General features: G+C 61.1%; 11 protein-coding genes and 1 pseudogene. 5 read left to right on the forward strand and 7 right to left on the reverse strand.

Translation table 11 applies throughout. From position 1 onward, the window contains the following. Positions 1-339 (reverse strand): LacI family DNA-binding transcriptional regulator (locus tag AC1D0A_RS15230; protein ID WP_476946183.1); only part of this gene is annotated, 339 nt, incomplete at its 3' end. A 503-nt stretch (positions 340-842) separates the two neighbouring features. Here AC1D0A_RS15230 and AC1D0A_RS15235 point away from each other — a divergent pair. Continuing rightward, a pseudogene (locus AC1D0A_RS15235) lies at positions 843-911 on the forward strand (hypothetical protein); the annotation flags it as partial. A gap of 145 nt (positions 912-1056) precedes the next feature. After that, positions 1057-1209, forward strand: a complete 153-nt coding sequence (locus tag AC1D0A_RS15240) for a 4-hydroxythreonine-4-phosphate dehydrogenase PdxA (RefSeq protein ID WP_476946234.1) — start codon at positions 1057-1059, stop codon at positions 1207-1209. A gap of 141 nt (positions 1210-1350) precedes the next feature. On the opposite strand, the gene AC1D0A_RS15245 is transcribed toward AC1D0A_RS15240, so the two are convergent. The 4 genes from AC1D0A_RS15245 to AC1D0A_RS15260 all read right to left on the reverse strand — a co-directional run bounded on the left by AC1D0A_RS15245 (position 1351) and on the right by AC1D0A_RS15260 (position 11353). Next, positions 1351-3138, reverse strand: coding sequence for an AAA family ATPase (locus AC1D0A_RS15245; RefSeq protein ID WP_476946184.1), 1788 nt, complete (start codon positions 3136-3138; stop codon positions 1351-1353). After that, positions 3135-5174: an ATP-dependent nuclease gene (locus tag AC1D0A_RS15250; RefSeq protein ID WP_476946185.1), complete on the reverse strand. Its 2040-nt coding sequence runs from the start codon at positions 5172-5174 to the stop codon at positions 3135-3137. Before AC1D0A_RS15250 ends, AC1D0A_RS15245 begins: the two co-directional genes overlap by 4 nt. Positions 5175-5534: 360 nt before the next feature. Next, the gene (locus AC1D0A_RS15255) at positions 5535-8690 is read right to left on the reverse strand and encodes a UvrD-helicase domain-containing protein (RefSeq protein ID WP_476946186.1); all 3156 of its coding nucleotides are present in this window, start codon (positions 8688-8690) and stop codon (positions 5535-5537) included. Beyond that, positions 8687-11353, reverse strand: coding sequence for a PD-(D/E)XK nuclease family protein (locus AC1D0A_RS15260; protein ID WP_476946187.1), 2667 nt, complete (start codon positions 11351-11353; stop codon positions 8687-8689). Before AC1D0A_RS15260 ends, AC1D0A_RS15255 begins: the two co-directional genes overlap by 4 nt. Positions 11354-11916: 563 nt before the next feature. On the opposite strand from AC1D0A_RS15260, the gene AC1D0A_RS15265 reads away from it, so the two are divergent. The 3 genes from AC1D0A_RS15265 (at position 11917) to AC1D0A_RS15275 (ending at position 14326) form a co-directional block, all read left to right on the forward strand. Then, the gene (locus tag AC1D0A_RS15265; protein ID WP_476946188.1) at positions 11917-12123 is read left to right on the forward strand and encodes a hypothetical protein; all 207 of its coding nucleotides are present in this window, start codon (positions 11917-11919) and stop codon (positions 12121-12123) included. Beyond that, positions 12120-13343 (forward strand): helix-turn-helix domain-containing protein, encoded by a 1224-nt coding sequence (locus tag AC1D0A_RS15270; protein ID WP_476946189.1) that lies wholly within the window; start codon positions 12120-12122, stop codon positions 13341-13343. Before AC1D0A_RS15265 ends, AC1D0A_RS15270 begins: the two co-directional genes overlap by 4 nt. An 836-nt stretch (positions 13344-14179) precedes the next feature. Beyond that, positions 14180-14326, forward strand: a complete 147-nt coding sequence (locus tag AC1D0A_RS15275; protein ID WP_476946190.1) for a hypothetical protein — start codon at positions 14180-14182, stop codon at positions 14324-14326. A gap of 133 nt (positions 14327-14459) precedes the next feature. On the opposite strand, the gene AC1D0A_RS15280 is transcribed toward AC1D0A_RS15275, so the two are convergent. Both AC1D0A_RS15280 and AC1D0A_RS15285 read right to left on the reverse strand, forming a co-directional pair. Continuing rightward, positions 14460-16139 (reverse strand): nuclease-related domain-containing DEAD/DEAH box helicase, encoded by a 1680-nt coding sequence (locus AC1D0A_RS15280; protein ID WP_476946191.1) that lies wholly within the window; start codon positions 16137-16139, stop codon positions 14460-14462. 26 nt (positions 16140-16165) lie between these two features. Further along, positions 16166-17755: a TY-Chap domain-containing protein gene (locus AC1D0A_RS15285; protein WP_476946192.1), complete on the reverse strand. Its 1590-nt coding sequence runs from the start codon at positions 17753-17755 to the stop codon at positions 16166-16168. Positions 17756-17759: the final 4 nt, after the last annotated feature.

The following is a 17759-nucleotide window of genomic DNA, read 5'->3' on the forward strand; positions in this document are numbered from 1 at the left end:
GGTGCGCAGGGTCCGCAGGTAACCGGCGATGTAGGCGGATTTTGCGCCGGTGCGGCCGAGCATCACGGCGTAGCCGCGTTCCTGGGCTTCCTCCTCCACTCCCTGCATGACCTGGGAGGCCAGGGCATCCGAGACCATCGGTGCGAGCAGCCCGATCACGGACGTCTGCCGGGTCTTCAGGCCCCGGGCGAGGTAGTCCGTCTCGTAGCTGAGGCTCTTGACCGCGGTCTCGACACGTTCTCTTGTTTCGTCGGAGTAGCCGACGAGTCCGTTGACAACCCGGGAGACGGTGGCCGGAGAGACGCCGGCGTGCTTGGCGACATCGCGGATGGTGACCACTGTTCCTCCTCCCTGAGGGTGTCTTGTTGTCTGGTGTTCGCGTTACGTAATCGGTTTCGGAAAACGGTTTACGTAAACGGTTTCGTTAGGTGCAGGATCAACAGTAGGGGGTGGGCCGGGGATCGCGTTGCGTTTCGTAAACGAGGCTCGCAATGCCGGGCGGGAACGCCGATTGGCAACGCGTCGTAGACAGCTTCCGCGCACGGATACGCTTCCCCATTGAGTTCATGGGCGGTGACACTCTGAGCCCGTCTATGACCGCTGGCAGTCCCCGATCTTTGTCTCCAGTTGAATTTGACCCTCTCGGCGTCAGCGTCGGCACGAGGTGGAACACGTCACTGAGCTCTCGCTTCATCCGGATCGCCTGCGAGCATGGAATTTAGTGGGAAGGTGCAGGGTCTGCACGGCACCGATGAACAAGGTGTGCTGCACAAAGACGGCTCCTCTGTCCGGGCTAAACCGAGCTGCTGACGAACTTCATGGGGATCGAGGAAGTATCCATGATGCTGTCCACGCCTACAGTCTGGGTCATCCGAGTAATCACCCACTGCGGCCTGATCGACGCGATCAACAAGATTGAGCCCGGCCTGGTGGAGCGCACGATCCGCCGCGGCCACAGAGCATCAAGCCGACGGAATCTCCCTCATCGGCCCGCTCCCGGCCTACACCGCGTTCTTCTAGGCCGGCGGCGGCGGCGACTACGACCTGATCGTCGCCATATACCACGATCAAGGCCACAGCCCGGTCAAGGTCCTCAGCACCAAAGTCCGCTTCAAAATCGCCGTGTGCTTGCCGGTGATCCGCACCTCGGTTGCCACGGCAGGGCTTCGATATCGCGTGCAAGAGGCCACGTGGAGTTGGGAAGTATGATCGGGGCCTGCGCTAGGCGCGGAGATTTGGCCGCGAACGTGCACACCGGGTCGACAGCACCTTAGTCAGAGTCCGGCTGCTGGCTTAGGCGAAAGACCGAAGGAAACCTGGATGTCTAGCCGAAGGAATCCACCATTGAAACTATCGGGCGTTAACAGGTGAGGCTTCGTTAGCAAATTCGATCGAGAGTATGTTGCCTGAGCCGGCCAAACCCTCCAGCGTGCTGAGAGCGTCGGCTGTCAGCTCCTGGGTAAACAGCAAAACCAAGTTGGTCTTCGCTCGTGAGACTGCAACGTAAAAGAGGTTTCGCGATCGTTCGAAGCTCTTTCTGTCGGAATCGTCGAGTCGGTCTCGCCGAGTGTGGTTGGCAAGCATCTTTGCAAAATCGTACTTTGACCACCCGCGACCTAATACAACAAGGACGTTGTCGAACTCTGCACCCTTGACATTGTGTTTTGTGGAAAAGATAGTCTTGTCGTTGACATAGGTGTCAAGGGCGCTTATTTCCGCATAGCTGACGTCGCGCAAGGCTTTGTACTCAACCGTGCGACGCGGGCCTTCCATCGTTTCGCCGGAAGCTAGCCCGGTAATTGCAAGTTCCAGGTCTGTTTGCCTCCTGCTTACACTCCCAGGAACCGAAAATAGTTTCTGCTGAAGGACATGGTCGAGGACATCTCCCACCGTCCCGCTGCGGCGTAGTTCATCGAGCTTTATAAAGAAATCTGACCATTCCCTTTTGTCTCTATGAGACTTGATGTGCGGTTGTGAACGGCCCAGGACGTCGAAGAGTTCGCCGTACCTGCGGGTGCGAAAGGACTGGCATGCCGGTTCCACAACGTCGAGCAGAAAGGCAATGACCTGATCCTCTTTTTTGGCGAAAGAATCGTTGTACTTGAAGATAGTGGGCAAAGACGCATAGCCAAGTTCATTGGCAAGAGAAGAGTGTGTAAGCATGAGCGTTTTGGTGTCTGCGGTTGAACCAGTCCATAACCTTTGTTTCGCATCGTTCAACACCCATTCCAAGGTGTTATGACTCGCGATGTGTGAGATCTGGCCTTTCCAGTTGCGTCCGAGCCTCGACCCTGGCCACTCATTCGTGTGATAAACGGTGACCGTGCCTTGACGTGCGTCCGCCGCAGGGGCCTGAGTTAGCTCTGGTCGGAGGTTGTTGAGGAACCCGACGACGTTGCTCCCAGACCGAAAGTTGGCATTCTTAGGGATGGCTACAACGCCGGAGTGCTGGATTGATCCGCACGTTTCGTCGTAGATCTGCTGCCAGTCGTCACCGAAGAATCCAAAGACTGGCGATCGCGAGTCGGTCCCACCGCTTCCGAGCATTGCTTCAACAAGTCCCCTGGGAGTGTCTTGGTACTCGTCGATGAAGATGATTGGGAAGCGATCGGCAATCATGGTTCGGAACTTCGGCATGCTGAAAAGCTGCAACGCAAGGCGTGGGACATCATCATGATGGAGGCGGACGGTACCGTTGCTGATACTGCGGATTCCTAGATCGTATTCAATCTCGAGCCCGTTGATCGAAGTTCTTTCGCCAAGGGTCTCCTGCCACTCGTCAGCGGCAAGGATGCCCGGTGCAAGTGCCTTCTGATATGGGCCGATCATTTCCCATAGGAACCCATGTAGAGTGTCGGCGAAGATGTGAGGGCTCGCGTCCGTTCTCTTGATGATCTCGTCGCGCGCAACCTTTGTGTAGGTTAAACAGGCCACCTGCTGGTCTGCTCGAGGTAGGTATGCTTTGCGGTCGGCAAGTATCCGCTCAAGCGCAGCGATGAGTGAGTATGTCTTTCCAGCGCCGGCCCCTGCGTCGAGTTTGAAGTTCTGTCGTCCGTCGAGTGCGTCAAAGACTGACTTCAGTGCCCTTTCGCTTTCCTGCTCGGCGGTATACGCAGTGCCACCAGATCGGACGGTCACTTGACTGCGACCTGGCCATCTTTTGATGCATCTACTTCGATTTCATCAGGCAGCAGGGGGTAGCTCAGGAGCCATTTAAGTCCCTGGTGGATATATCTCGGGGTGACCCAAGCGGATTCTTGGATGGCATATTTTAGCGCAAACTCACTCTTTTTGTGAGATTCTGCTTCGGCCCTGGCATTCTCCTCGTCTGAAGTCAGATTTCCACTGCAGATGAGGCCGAAGAGTGAGGGGTTGGCCAATATGAATGCGTCTTCGAATGAACGCCCGCATGCCTCTCCAACCATCTCCGGAATTTGGTAGGCGAGATAACGATTCCCGTTCTTTATCGATTCGGTTTCTGCATTCGTTAGGAGTGCGGTGGGCGTGATATTCGTATTCGAGAACCACTTCTTGATCGTCGCGTTGCTTGTCCGATCACCGACGTGGACTAGTGCGGCTGAACGCTTCTCCTTGTCCTGGATTCCAACGACGTCGATGTCTGTAATTATCAAACTTGGCAAGCCGAGGAAGTCAAGAAGCGGGAAGAAAATATGGGCGTATGCCCCACCAACTTCCAACAGCGTCACGTACTGACTTGATAGTCCAGCGCCGGCATCGGCCTTGTCTAGTTTCTCAATTGCCCGCGGAACGATGAGACGCTCGCTTGTGCCCTCAACGAGGATAGCTTTGTCCGCGAAGAAGAGGTCTGATCGAGTCAAGGTCAGATATTGATGCAGGAACTTCTCGTTCAGACCTTTAGCCTTGCTGAGGTCAAGTACTTTAGCGTGCCTTCCCTCTTTTTCCTTGACTGGGGCTTCGAGCCGGAAATACCGAATGCCGGAGAAGGGTGCTCTGTTCGCGACGTGGGATGAGTGGGTTGATACGAGGAACTGTGCCGTCCATCCTGTTTCGATGCCATCAATTTTGGGAAACAAGCTCTTCAATGCAGCCAGTTGTTCGATGAAAACTTCTTGCATTTGAGGGTGTAGGTGCGCTTCGGGTTCTTCTACGAAAACGAGATGAATCCCCGGAACGTTACCACGAATGGCGTATTCTCGGTAGTAGCTGAGCAGCGTGAGCAGGATCAGTATGAGGTTCCGAGAGCCTAGGCCGCTGTACGCTTCAGGGAGAGCGACACCGGCCACGCCATGATAATGGACACTGGTGTAGTTCGAGAGAAGCCTTTCGATGTCGAGAGTCGTTTTTGTCGCAATTTTTTGATTGCCGAGACCCGGGTACCCAAATTGTTGCAGAGTGGGGATCACACCCGATACCATGTTGTCGACTTTCCGTCCCAACTCCGTCTCGATAGCCAACACAGCATCCCTGAGCTCGTCAGCGGTTTTCCGGCGAGTCGAGTTATCATCTGCCTTTGATGCCGCCACGAACAAGGACTCAAAGATCTTTCCAATGAGATCTTTGGGTTTTTCCTTTTCGTCGTCCAACCCCCTCTGAGCCTTCAAGAAATCGACAGTGATGAGCTTTCGAATGGAGTCCAGCGAAACATCTCGTGTGTTAGCCGCATCGTTCGGGTCTACAGCGGTGATCGTTCGTTCAAACAACTCAGGGATACGGTCCCCGATAACCTCCAGTAGCTGTGCCGTCTCGAGTGGTATGCCCGATTCTGAGATAACCGAGACACCCGCGAAAAGGTCGTTCAGTTTCCCTGCACCAAGCTGGTAACAGAACCTCACTTTTGCCACCGAACAGGTCGGATCCAAGTCAACTATAAGAGCAGCCAGGGGGCCGTATTCGGGAAGTTCAGGGTCGTAGGTGATGGTGATCGTCAGAGTAATGGCCGGCAGCTTTTCTCTGGCTGTCTTCTCATCTCCGTTGAGGTAGAACTCGTATGCATCCGCGAAGTGCTCGTAAGTCTCCGAAGAGAAATCGGCGATGGTGAGCTTGAAGGTTTTCGGATTCATGAAGCGGTCCAAGGCCTCCGCCAAGGACGTCTTACCAGTGTTGTTACGGCCGACAAGGACGGTTGTCTTTTCGTCCAGCGCAACGTCAACATTCCGGAGTAATCTGAAGTTCTCGATTCTGAGGTTGCTCACTCGAAGAATCTCTGGTGCTTCCGGAGCTGCGGCCTGCGAGGGGACAAATGAAAGCTCTGATTTGACGGCAGTTGGCATTGCTAGTCCCCCCGGAAGGACCGCAAGACTATGCGCGCGCTCCAAATTTAAAATGAGATTAATGAATAATCCAATGCTGCCTCAGATCGGTGGTAACCCTACGATCAACACGCGCGGCACTGGTACAAAAAAGCTTTGGATGGCGCCCGCCGTCCGTACTTGAGCTGTGAGGTAACGGCGATGTGGCGATTAGTGATTGAAAACCAGTGACCGGCAAAACAGAGATCGGCGCGAGAAACGGGCGTGCCAGAACCGGAGTGCCGACACCGCTGGTGCTAAGCCTCAGCTGATCCGGAACATCTTCCCCAACGCGGGCATGTGGATCAGGGTCTCGCCGACGGGCCGCCCGGTGATGGCCTGGATCGCCTCGGCATACCCGCACATCTGGCCGACGTACTTGTCCTTGATGTGGCCGACCGGGTCCTTGCCGGGATAGGACTTATGGTCCACCAGCACGTATCCGCCAGGTGTTTCCAGCAGAAGGTCAATCCACCCCTCCATCAGCTGGTTGTCCGCGTTCCGCCAGGCGACGGACTGTTCCGTGATGACTGTCGCGCCCGGGTACTGCTCGGCGAAATAGGCGAGCATCCGGTCGCCAGCTTCCACCACAACGGAGGCGTCGACGGCGGTTGCAGCGCCCCAGCGGTCCAGAAGCCGTTGCGCCGCCAGGAGCCGGACCCCGCTGTCCATTTCGGCAAGCGGCAGGGCGAAGTAGCCGTGGATCGCGGAGCCCACATGGTCCCAGTTGGCAGCTCCGTGCGGAATCAGCTGCGCCCCCAGGACTGCGGCCTCCGTGACATCGGCGATGAAGCCGAAACTCTCCATTGAACTCGCGGTCACCCGGGCAGGCTTCTGAGCCACCGGGCCCGACATGGGCAGGCCATCAGTAAATTCCCTGGGGGTACTTTCATCGCCGGCTGCTGGCCCGTCGGCAGGCCCGTAGCTGAACGCTTCCACAGACAGCCGGCGTTCGTTGTCGCCGGGCCGGCCCTGGACGACCAGCTTGCCGTCGTTGCCGTCATCCGCGGTCCATTCCACGATCGGCCCTGGCGCGAGGGTGTTCAGCGAGGCCGGGGCCGGCTTTGCTGCTGCCAGGCACGTAACGCTGATGGCGCGGGTAAGACCCACGTAGAGCACCCGTGCAGAGTCAGCCTGTCGCCGCGCCAGCACACGCCGGGCGACGGCCGACTCGTCCGCTGCTGCGGAGAGCGGTTTGAAGCCCTTGCCGCCAAACGGCCAGGGCCAAAAACGGACCCATCGGCCGGCAAGGGGGTTCCGGACGTCGATCTCGTTGACGCCTTCAACCGCCACACCCCAGGGCGCCGCTGCAACAGCGGTGTCCAGGCTGGCCAGTACCACGGCGGGCCATTCCAGGCCCTTGGCCTTGTGATAGGTCAGCACATTGACGACGTCGTCGCCGAAGTTCTCACTGCCGGCGCTGTCGGCGTCGGCAAGGAACTTGAGCGAGCCGCTCAGCGTGACCGGCTTGGAAAGCGCCGCACACGATTCGTAGTAGCGCTCCAGCAGGGCGCGCAGCGCGTCGAGGTTCTTCAGCCGCGTTCCGGGGTTGCTCCACGATTTGATCAGGCGGGTAACGCCGAGCCGGGCCGTGACTTCCTCCATGATTTCCGTGGGAGTGCAGAGCTTGGCCAGGCGGCGCAGCTCGAGCAGCCCGGCCACCAAGGGGTCTGCAGCCCAGCGCTGGAGTTCTTCCTGGGGCTCGGCGGTGTCGAACAAGGCGGGTACCCAGCGGCCGAATGCGGCGTGCTCGGGGTGCAGGTGCGCCAGCTCGGCCAATGCCACGGTGTCGTCGTCGGAGGCGACAAAGGCCATCCCGGCGCGCACCAGCTGGACTTCCCGTGCGGCGAAGAGTGAGGAGGTGTTGGTTGTCGCCTTGAGCCCGAGCGCGGTCAGTTCGGCGGCGAGGGCCTCCACTGCAGCGTTGGACCGGGCGAGGACGGCGACGGCGGATGCCTTGAAGCCGCGCCGCTGGATCAGGTCCAGGACGCCGGAGGCGATGGCCCGGCGCTGTTCTGGAACCGTTTTCGCGGCGAGGGTCCAGGCCTCCCGGGATCCGCCCAGGGCGCTCTTGGGGTGCGCGGGATCCTGTCGGGCATCCGGGACAGCCAGCTCAACCTCGGCCTCGCGTAGCTCCGGGAACATGGCGAGGCTGATCGCGTTGGAGAGGTCGATGACCGCTTCCTTGGACCGCCAGGACTCGGTGAGCTGGGTCTTCTGCTGGATGTGGGCGGCGACGGCCGTCATCAGCTCCGGGTCCGTGCCGCGGAATTCGTAGATGGCCTGCTTGGAGTCGCCAACCCAGACAACCTTTTCCACAAGCTCGGCGAACTTCGTGAACAGCTGCAACTGCAAGGGACTCGTGTCCTGGAACTCGTCCACTACCATGAACTTGATCCGGCCCGTGATGGAGGCCCGGAACTCCGGGTTGTTCTCCAGCAGGTCCAGGACCAGGGTTTCCTGGTCGGCGAAGTCGATGAGCCCGTATTCCCGCTTAAATTCAGCAAACCTGTCCAGGCAGGAGGCCGCGCAGGCAAACACCAACTCCGTGAATCTCCTCAGCTCGGTCTGGAAGGCCGGGGTTGCCACGAGATCCGTTTCGACCGCGGAAATGTAGCTTTCCAGCAGCCGCTTGGCCCCCGCATTCGAGACCCCGGCCGCATCAATCCAAAACCGCCATGGAGCGTCCTCCGGCGAGGCATGGGACAGAACAGGCTCCAGCAGGGCAATCGAGGCGATCAGGTTCTTGGGCGGGGTCTTCCCGCCTTCGATGAGGTCAGCGGCCATCGCGCGCATGCTTATGAGGCCCTGGAGGAGCTGGTTGGACCAGGACGCGCGGTCGTCAAGACCCACCGGTCCCAGGACCTGCTGCAGTCCCTGCCATGACGAGGAGGCCGAGTGCGCCAGCTCCGCGGGGCTGATCTTGTTGCCGCGGGCGGCGTCCGTGATGTCGCAGACGATCTTGCGCCAGTCGGGGTCGGTGCCGCGGATGTCCGATTCGCCGTCGTACCCCAGACGCCGTGCCAGCGGCTGGATCCGCGGCGTGAACGCTGCGAACACATCGTCGGTGGCCAGCTGAAAGATCCGGAGCTGTTCGTCCTCGGCGATGACCTGCAGCGCGGGCGAGAGCCCGGCGTCGACCGCGTATTCCTGCAGCAGGCGGCTGCACACGCTGTTGACTGTGCCCACCATGCTGATGGACATCTGCCGGGCGGCATCGGGACGTTCATGGCCGAAGAGTTCGGCCTGCACCCGGTCGATGAGTTCGGCTGCGGCCTTTTTCGTGAAGGTGGTGGCCAGGATCTGGCTGGGGCGGGTGCCGGCGTTGATGGCCCGGGCGATTTCGCCCATCAGGCTGTAGGTTTTTCCGGTTCCGGCGCTGGCCGTGATCATAGTGACGTTGCTCAGGGCGTGGTTCATGACAGGTCCCCCTTGAGGCCGCAGAGTGCGGAAAAGTCGCAGAAGTTGCAGGGCGGCTTCTGGTACAGCCTGCCGTCCGCGGTGGCCGCGTCGCGTTGCTCGTCGGAGGAGCCGAGCTCGTGCCGGCCGGTTGCCAGGACCCGTCCGCCGACGACTTCGGCGATCGAGAATTCGGCGGCACGGACGGACCTCTGCCAGGTGCCCCGGCTGGAGGCCGGGCTGGCCAGGGCGGGGCCGAAGAGTGTGCTGGTGGAGGCGAACTCGCCTTGCTTGAGCATGTAGTAGGACATCGCGGCGTCCTCGGCGACGGTGGACATGGTGTCCGGCCCGTCGTCGAGGGCCCAGTGGTACAAGGCGAGCTGCATCGCGTTTCCCTCGGTAATTTCTTGCCGCCGGTACTTCGAGCGGTTGGTCCACTTGAGATCAATCACCACGGGTTCAGACTGTTGGTCCGCGGCCAGGACATCGATGGAGCCGGAAACCTGTACCTCGGTCCGGACACCGTTGACATTGAACGCGGCCGGCTTGTCGAACTTGTGCTCGGTGGCGCGGATGTACACACCCTGGGTCTGCAGGGTCTGGAACAGTTTAATGACGGAGTGCTCGACGACGGGCCGGAGGCCGGCGAGCTTGCTTCCCCGGCCGGGCAGCAACAGCTCCGAGGCGTAGTGCGGCACGAGCTGGTCGAGTTTCGCCTGGACTTCCGCCGGCGCGGGCACTGCCCGGTTCGCGGCGTGGAGTTCGCCGAACAGTTCCTCGACAACCCGGTGGACGAGGGTGCCGATCATGGTGTTGCCGGTGGGCACGGATTGCGCGGCGCCCACCTTGAGCCGACCCTTCTTTTCAAGCACCCACTTCAGTGAGCAGCCGATCAGGGTGCTGAGCTGCGAGTAAGAGAGCTTGTCGGGCATAAAGGCCGGGCGGGGGCCCAGCTCGTGCGAGGCCGGGACAAGCTGGGCGGGGGAGGGGTGCACCGGCTTTAGAGCCGCGGTCCGGCCGGCGAGGTGCCAGACACCGTCGTGCACCAGTTCAGCGGGTGTAACGGTGAAGGCCTTGATGGCCTCCTCCACGGCCTTTTTGTTCTCGTCCGCAGTTCCGGGCAGGGGCACGGGAAGGACGCTGAAGGCGAGCGAGGACAGGACAGGGTGCGCCTTTGTCGGCTCCCCGCTGATCTCGGCGGCGCGCACCAGCAGCAGCCGCTGGCAGCGGCTGGCGGCTTCTACGGCTACGGAGAGTTCCAGCTCGGCAAGAACCGCGGGATCCGGCAGTTCGACGCCGACGGTCTGCAGCGCCCGGAGTTCCGCGGCGTCCCAGTTGCGGGCCCGGGCCTGGCCGTCATCCTGGCACCCCCACCAGACCAGGGTGTCGACGTCGTCGCAGAGTTCCGCGAGGCTGCGCAGTGTGACCCAGGGCGCGGCCTCGCCGCTGGTTATTGGACTGCCACTGGCCGGAATGACGGATTCCAGGATCCGCGCAAGGGTTTTGCGCGTCACCGGCTCCGGCCCGTCGATCAGGGCCGTGAATTCGTTGAGCTGGCTGAGCACAGACTCCAGCTGGGGGTAGATCTGCACCCGGCGGCTGAGCTGGGTGCGCAGCCACTGCGCGCGTTCGACGACGGCGCTGCCGCTGACGGTCCCATCGTCGGCAAGCAGACCGGTGCTAAGCAGAAGGTCAAGCTCGGCAGCCATGCCGGGGCCAAGGGTCTCGTCGCTGCTGATCTCCTGCAGCGCAGCGAGCCATGCCTCGCCGCCGGTGCCCGGCTGGGCGGCGAGGGCGCGCAGCAGCTGCCGGCCTGCTCCGCGGCGGACGGGGCTGACCGGGAGGTTCAGGAACTCGCCCAGCAGCTGGACGTCCACCGGCCCCCAGCTGACGTTGAAGAAGAGCGGGATGATCTGGTCCACGGCCCGCCACCGGGAGCGGCTGCTGACACCGATCTGGGGCAGTCCGCGCAGCTGCAGTTCCTGGTCCAGCAGGGACGTGCTCGCGGAGGCGACAACGGCGGAGCGGGCCGTGCCGGGGTCTGCCGCGGACGCGAGCCAGCGGGCCGTGTGCTCGGCCGCTTCCCATTCGGTCTTCGCGACGAGGACGGTCACGTCGCCCACCGGCCCCGTACGCGGAGCCGGGTCTGTGACGTTCACCCCGCGCCGTTCGAGGGCATGGATGAGCCGGCCCCAGATGGCGGGGAACGAGATGCGGGGGTGCTGGAGTTCCAGCCGGGAGATCCCGAGCGGCCAGTTCGCCGTGGCATCGCTCTCGATTTCGTGAACGAGCTCCAGCGGAAAGTCGGCGAACGCCCGGTCGAGGGGGAGCGGGCTCTGCTCGAGGGCGGCGAGGGCACGCAGCTTAGCCGTGGACCCGGGCGGGGCCACTCCGGTCCAGCCATTGACCACGAGTTCGTCGCGCTGGTTCAGCAGGTCAATGGCGGTGGACCACGCGTCGACCGAGAAGGATCCGTGGAACCACGCGGTCGGGGCGTCCTGTTCCGCGAGTCGGGCCATGTACTGCCGAATCCGCGTCGAGTGGCGGGCATCAGGTCCGGTGAGCCCGAGCCGGGTCTGAAGCAACTGGGTCAACCCCAGCGGGCCGAGGCGCACCTCGCCAAGTGCCGAGTCCCGGTAGGCCCACGGAGCGCGGTCCAGATACAAGCCAAACAAAACGTTCACTTCGTCCCCCTGGACGTATAGGCCCGACAGTTCCTAGATCATATGGGCGGGGTCGGACAACAGACGTTTCGGCGCGTTGGGGGCGACCGATTGGCGGAGTGTGACGTGTCTGTCGGGCTGGACGCGGCCTGAGGCGGTCTGTAGAAACTGGCCGTTCCTTAGTCGGGCGGCGTGGCGGGCGCCTCGTATCCTTGGGGTTACGAGACGGGCTCGTGCTCCAGTGGGGGACGCTTCACCAGAGCGACGGGCAGGTCATAGGGGGCTCCCCGACACCAGCCCTCAGGGATCCCACCCGGCGGCCTCAGCGTCAGCAGGCTTCGCAGGGCAGGTTCCCCGGACGGATCATCACCGTTTATGTCTGACCCACACCCCGCCTGCGGGGCCCCTTCGGCCACAGTCCTGGGCTCGAGGCAAACGGGCATCATCTTGGGGTTTGATATCGTCTTCAGCCACTAAGTAGAGCATTGAAACATTTAGTGTCCATCATAGTGTGGACAATAAACACTAAGTAACGGTATGTTGGGTGAACCTAGACATCATCGACCAACGAAAGGCCAACGCCCATGTCTCGCCTCGATCTCGCCACCCTGGCCCTCGCCGCCGCCCAAAACATTCAGACCGCCGACGACGTCAGTCGTGACCCCGCCGTCATCAAGGCCGCCAGACAGTTCGCGGCGGACAGCACCCGGGTCACCCGCTCCGGCGGGGCCCTGATCCGTGAAACTCGGTCCTCCTGGAATCGCCACAGCCACTTCAGGAAGAACCGATGAGCGATTTCAGCGCAGAGGCATTGGGCCTCGTGATCCGCGAGCATCGCCAGGCTCAGACACCTCCGATGACTCAGGAAGAGCTGGCCAAGCGGGCCGAATACCGCAAGGGAGGTGCGGTCTCGATCTCCCGGATCGAGCGCGGGCTGATAAGTCCCAGTGAGCCCCGCCTGACCGCCATCGCTCTAGCGCTCAACCTGACGCCTGAGCAACTCAAGCAGGAGGCGAAGGACCTCACCGACTCCCTCGCCAATCAGCGGGGCCAGCGACCGGTGAAGCTACGTGAACAGGTCGCCGAGACGAAAAGGCGTCACGCCCTGATCACGGACAACGTGGCCCAGCGGTCGAGGATCACTCAAGAGGTAGGGGAGGCATTCAACAAGGTTCACGACGATGCCCGCGACAAGTTCTTCATGACGTTCGTCGAGCTTGCCGAGAGCATCAGCGGCGCGCTCGGGCCCGAAAAGCCGAATGAGCAGGAGGTCGAGAGCACAAACGAAATACCTGCTGCGATCCATGTCGGGGCCATGTCGGCGGGCATCGCCGACGCGATCCGCGGTGCAGCGGCTGGTGGTGCGGTCGGAGCGGCCGCCGGCGGCGCTGCAGCCTACGGCGCCTTCACTGCCGTCGCGATGTTTGGAACCGCTTCCACCGGAACGGCCATCTCAACACTGTCCGGAGTAGCGGCGAGCAACGCTACCCTCGCATTCCTTGGCGGGGGCACCCTGGCCGCCGGCGGCGCCGGCATGGCCGGTGGCGCTCTTCTGCTCACAGGCATGGTCTTCGCCCCCGTGGCTGCAATGGCAGCCGCCGGCTTCTACGTCTTGAAGCAGCGTCGCAGCAAGCAGGAGGAAGAACGGTTACGAACGGAGATCGAGGCTGCCGAGAAGGCTCTGGACCAGTCGCAGCATGGCTTCGACGTGCTGATAGAGGTGCTGGAGCGTGCCACGGAAGTCATGGAATACATCAGCGTCCACGGCACCCACGCCCTCGAGAAGTGGAGGGAAAACCTGCCGCCGGAGCCCCGGCGCTGGGAAGCACTCGGGCACGACGGGCAGGAGCGGTACAAGGAGTTCCTAACCCTGGCGGGATGTCTCCTCGCCGTGAGCAGCATCAACATCAGTGCTCTCCTGACCGCAACGCCCGACGCCTTAGGCGAGATGGAGAAGGCCATCGATGAGACGCTGGGGTACGCCGACCAGACCATCCGGTCAATCATCTGAGAGGTGAGCGAGGCCGGAGGGGCTAGCCATCGCTGGCCTCACAATTGGGTACGGTAAAGCCGCACTGGCACTGGTCAGCATCTTGGCGTTCATCCCGAGCGCAGTCCAAAAGTTCTCGCAGTAATTTGGACGGCAAAGAGCGTTCCGTCGCCAGGCAGTTATTGCGGGCAGCTGCGCTCTCGGTCAACGGTCCGTGCGGATCGCCATCAATTTTGACCTGCCGGGGGTCAACTTGGCGGCGAAGCTGTCCCGTAGGTGCTTCCCCACCAACTCGGTGTCTCGAAACCTTTTCGGCTCACATCATCAGGGATACGAGGCGACAGCGGGGCTACGCACCAGTCAAGAAGAGCCGATGGTGAAGCTAGTTGTCTGCGTTCTCACGAGTAACGCCGATGCCAGCGGAAGCGTTCCGGTTGCTCCGCACACCTTCCATAAGACGTCTGAGTAGGTTCGTGCATACCACGCTGCGAGCCCATGGTCAGTGAGCTGGAAGGCGAGCTGAATTTCGCTCAGGGCGAGCCCAGTTTCCCTCTCCCATGCCAATGGGCTGCCAATTCGAAGACTTCGACGGAGATAGCTCGGGGATTGGTGGTGGTTTTCGGCACGATCTGAGAATAGACCAGTTTGACCAACGTATCTGCGTGCCCTATCCGCCGCAGAAAAAACGACCTTCGCAGGAGTCATTTATTCGAAGTCGTCTGCACGGATTACCGCAGAATTAGGGGATACTGCAGGCGGGTATGGGCATCGACTCACGCGGGTGTAACCGTTTGTAATCGCAGCCGCCGGAACTATCATAAGAATACATTTCCAGACATGAGTAAGAAGGACACCGCATGGGACGAACACCTGGCGCGACGAACCGCACCCCGCGAGAGCACAAGAAGGATGGGGCTTTCTCCATTGCGATAGGCAAACTCAAAGAGAAGAACGCGGCGCTAAAGAAAGAGAACGCCGCCCTGAAGAAGGCGAAGAAGAAGTAGGGCGCGCCGCGGCCCATTGGGGCAAATAAGACGTTCATACTGTGCGACCGGCAGTGGGGTGCTTGTCGCCAGTAAGCCTGCCACCCACGTAGCGCGGATACTCGGGACGAGCAAGGAGGCCACCCGCCCACCGTCACCGATCGATGGGCGTCCTCGGCGCCCAAATCTGGGCGCGAGTCAGGGCCATCTTCAGATCCCGGCCGCCGGCCTCCTCCAGCAAATCAGAGTCGCCGACAACCACGAGGAGACTGCGCGCCCGGGACAGGCCAACGTAGAGCTGTTCAGTAGCTCGGCTCAGGTCTTTGAAGCCGTTGACACACAGGACTATCACTGACCGTTCCAGGCCTTTGAAGCCCAGAACGTGACCGTAGAACTCGGTTTCGTTTGCGTGGAACTCGCGCCAGTAGTCAGCCGTGGTGCCGTTCTCGAAGAATTCCTTATGGATTGGGTGGCGTTCCTTCGTCGTCAGCATGGCGATCTGGTTGTTCACCCACCCCTCCTCGATCAGCGCATCGATGCAGTCACCAGCGACGTCGAGGGCGTCCTCGGTGGCGCACTGAACCCGCCGGACGGGCAGTCCCGTGCTGCCGCGGGGAGTGAAGTGATCGCCCGCAAAGGATCTGAATGTTTCGGCGATCTTCCTCGTGTTTCGCAGGTTCTCGTCGATGTGGATGGTCACCAGGTCTTCCAGCGGGCTTTCGCCATCCGTCGAGGGATTGCTCCAACGCCGGTAGACGTCCTGGTGATCGTCCAGGAAGGCGTAGATCTCGGCGTCATCCGTGGTGGTGGCAAGCAACGCTTCCCACCACAGCGGGGCGAAGTCCTGAGCCTCATCAACGATGATGGCATCCAACCGCTGGTCGGGCTGGAGATTGACCGCGAGATCCTTGAGTAGCTGTGGCAATTCCTCTTCGAAATAGGCGGGTCCCGTGCCGTCCGGCACTCCGAGGCGCCGGGCATATTCATGGAACTCTCCGGTGAACGCCGGCTGGGCGTGACGCCAGGTCGAGACCCGGTCCTGGAGGTACTGGCTGAGGCCCTTGTTGTAGCTGAACAGTCCGACGCGTTTGCCCTGTTTGCAGAGCAGCCGGGCTTTCTCCACGGCCAGCCAAGTCTTTCCGCTTCCCGCACCGCCGGTGAACCGGATTCTTGGCAGAGACCGTGTGGCCTTCAACAGCACCGACTGCCGCTCGGTGAGATGATCCTGGACGTCCTCCGACTCTTTGGGGTCCAGCGGCTTGGTGGCATCGTGTCCCAGTGTTCCGTTGAGCACGCGCACGATGCGTTCCATGAACGGCGGCGCCAGCGAGGAAACTCCGCCGCCTTCCCGCTCGATGGCGGTCCGGACAAGTTCGGCCGCAGACGCGGTGTCTTCCTTGTCGAGAACCAGCGATCGCGGGCAGCCCGCCATCTCCCAATCACGGGGCACATCGGTGTAGGGGACGCTGACCATGTAGGCGAAGCGGCTCGTCAGCGGCGTCCCTAGCTGGCGGCCGATCCAGTGCCTGAAGGCGTGGAGCGAGCCCTGCGCCTGCGCAACGGGACTTTGTATCTTGTGCACTCCGGACCTGTCGGACTGCAGCCACTGCCCGTTTTCGACGGAGACGCGCCCGCCCTTCACCTCAATGGCAGCCATGCCGACGCCGGGCCACAGGACGAGGATGTCAATCTCGTGTTCTGCCCGTCCGTCCCGCAACTGGACTGAGTGGGCAAGGACGACGTCGTCCGGGAGGCTGTTTTTCAGCGCGTCCCAGACCGCCTTCTCGGCCACCAGGCCATCGCCGAATTCGGGTTCTTCCGGAATGCATTTCATCGGTGCTCCATCAACTCGGACTTTGGCTAAGCAGCGTTACTAAGTGTCTGCACAATACCGTTCAGCGCGTCATCAAGTGTGACGCCACCGTCCGGCCCGGGCACGGTCGGAAATTCGCCGGTATGCCATTGAAGATTGCTTGCGTCGTGGCAACCCCGGCCATATCTCAAGCCTTCGAGTAGCTGGTGCCCCGCATCGATGTGCGGAATACCGTCTTTGTACCAGTTCGGAAAATCGTTATCGGGAGCGGACCAGCCATTCTCGGATAGGTAGCTGACACTTATAGGCCAATTCTCGGCGGGGAGAAACTGCTCGGACACAATTTCGAACCAGACCTCGTCGGCGCTGGGAACTGCCTGGGCGTAGGGTGTCAGTCCTTCGGTGTCGTCGTCAGCGTACTGAATGCTGAGGAATGAGTTCCACGGCATGTTGGCGAGGACTTCGCTGATCAGTTCCCCTGCTTTAGCCCAAGCTTCTTGGACGTCGTTCCCGGCTCTAATATGGTTGACAATGCCGTCGTACTCATCCTCGATTTCCGGAGGCATGACGGCACCGATCACAGACTCCCAGGTGCCGAAGTGCCGGCGAATAGCGATAGCGGAGGGACGCTCCCGCCCGGCAGCTGTTTCTGCAATCACCCAGCTGTCGTAGCTCGATACTTCCTTCGGCGAGCCGAAATCGCCGTAAGCGTTCCTGAATCCTCGTGCCGCTTCAACGAAATCAGCATTGCTAAAACGGCCTCTGCCAGAAAAGAGCTTCAGCCCTGCGGCGTCTAGCGCAGCATCCCAGGATCCTTGGCCCAGGTGTCGCCTGAGCTCATCTCCCGGAGCCGGCCAGCTACCTCCGGAATGGATCTCCGCGATTTTAAGTTCACGCGAGATTGCCTCGGCTATCTCGTCGTATTCGGAAATCGAAATTCCGGCGACGTCTCCGGCGCGGATGCCCTGTGATGTTGCTTCAATTACAGCCAAGATTTCGGCTGTTTCTTGGTAGGGACGGCGGGTTCCCAGAAGCTCCCTGAGCGAAGCGAAAGAGGAGACAGGCATCATCCCCAACGCCAGTTCATAATCTGGATTCACGCCTCGGTGAAGGCCCGTGACGTACAGCAGACTGAGCAAGTCGACGGTCGGCGCGTTCCGCGACACTTCGATGACCCCGTTTTGTTGTAGAACGCGATGAAGAATTTCCTTGAACATGCTCGTACTCCGGAGAATCTCCACGGCGATGTCGACGTCGACCGGAACACCGAGGGCGGTCAGAACCCTCGGTATGTCTGGGAGATCAATGCCGGCTCGCATAAGCTGCTCGAAGCGCTCGCGCTCCTGATAAAGAGCGGCCCCCGTCGCAATGCAGCGATCCCGAATAGCACTGGATCGCTGTTCCTCGGCCCGGTCAGCTACTCGAGAACCGAGGAGAATTAGCATCCCGTAGCTATCCATGTCGGCGGAAGCAGCGATTGTACTCAGGGGATCTCCCGCGAGAAATGATGCCATCGCTGCCCCGAGCCTGTCCCGTGGGGCAGCTTCAGGCAGCGAATCATCGGTTGGTGTCGTCATGAATGTAATCCCCATCGAGTGTGGTGTTTGTCGAGTGAAGTGTTCGCGGAACTTCTTCAAGCAT

This window comes from Arthrobacter sp. P1_D4, from assembly GCF_056406115.1.

Coding starts and splice junctions, on each gene's coding strand:
- AC1D0A_RS15275 (WP_476946190.1), top strand. CDS start 14,180: ATGGGACGAACACCTGGCGCGACGAACCGCACCCCGCGAGAGCACAAG.
- AC1D0A_RS15280 (WP_476946191.1), bottom strand. CDS start 16,139: ATGAAATGCATTCCGGAAGAACCCGAATTCGGCGATGGCCTGGTGGCC.
- AC1D0A_RS15265 (WP_476946188.1), top strand. CDS start 11,917: ATGTCTCGCCTCGATCTCGCCACCCTGGCCCTCGCCGCCGCCCAAAAC.
- AC1D0A_RS15270 (WP_476946189.1), top strand. CDS start 12,120: ATGAGCGATTTCAGCGCAGAGGCATTGGGCCTCGTGATCCGCGAGCAT.
- AC1D0A_RS15255 (WP_476946186.1), bottom strand. CDS start 8,690: ATGAACCACGCCCTGAGCAACGTCACTATGATCACGGCCAGCGCCGGA.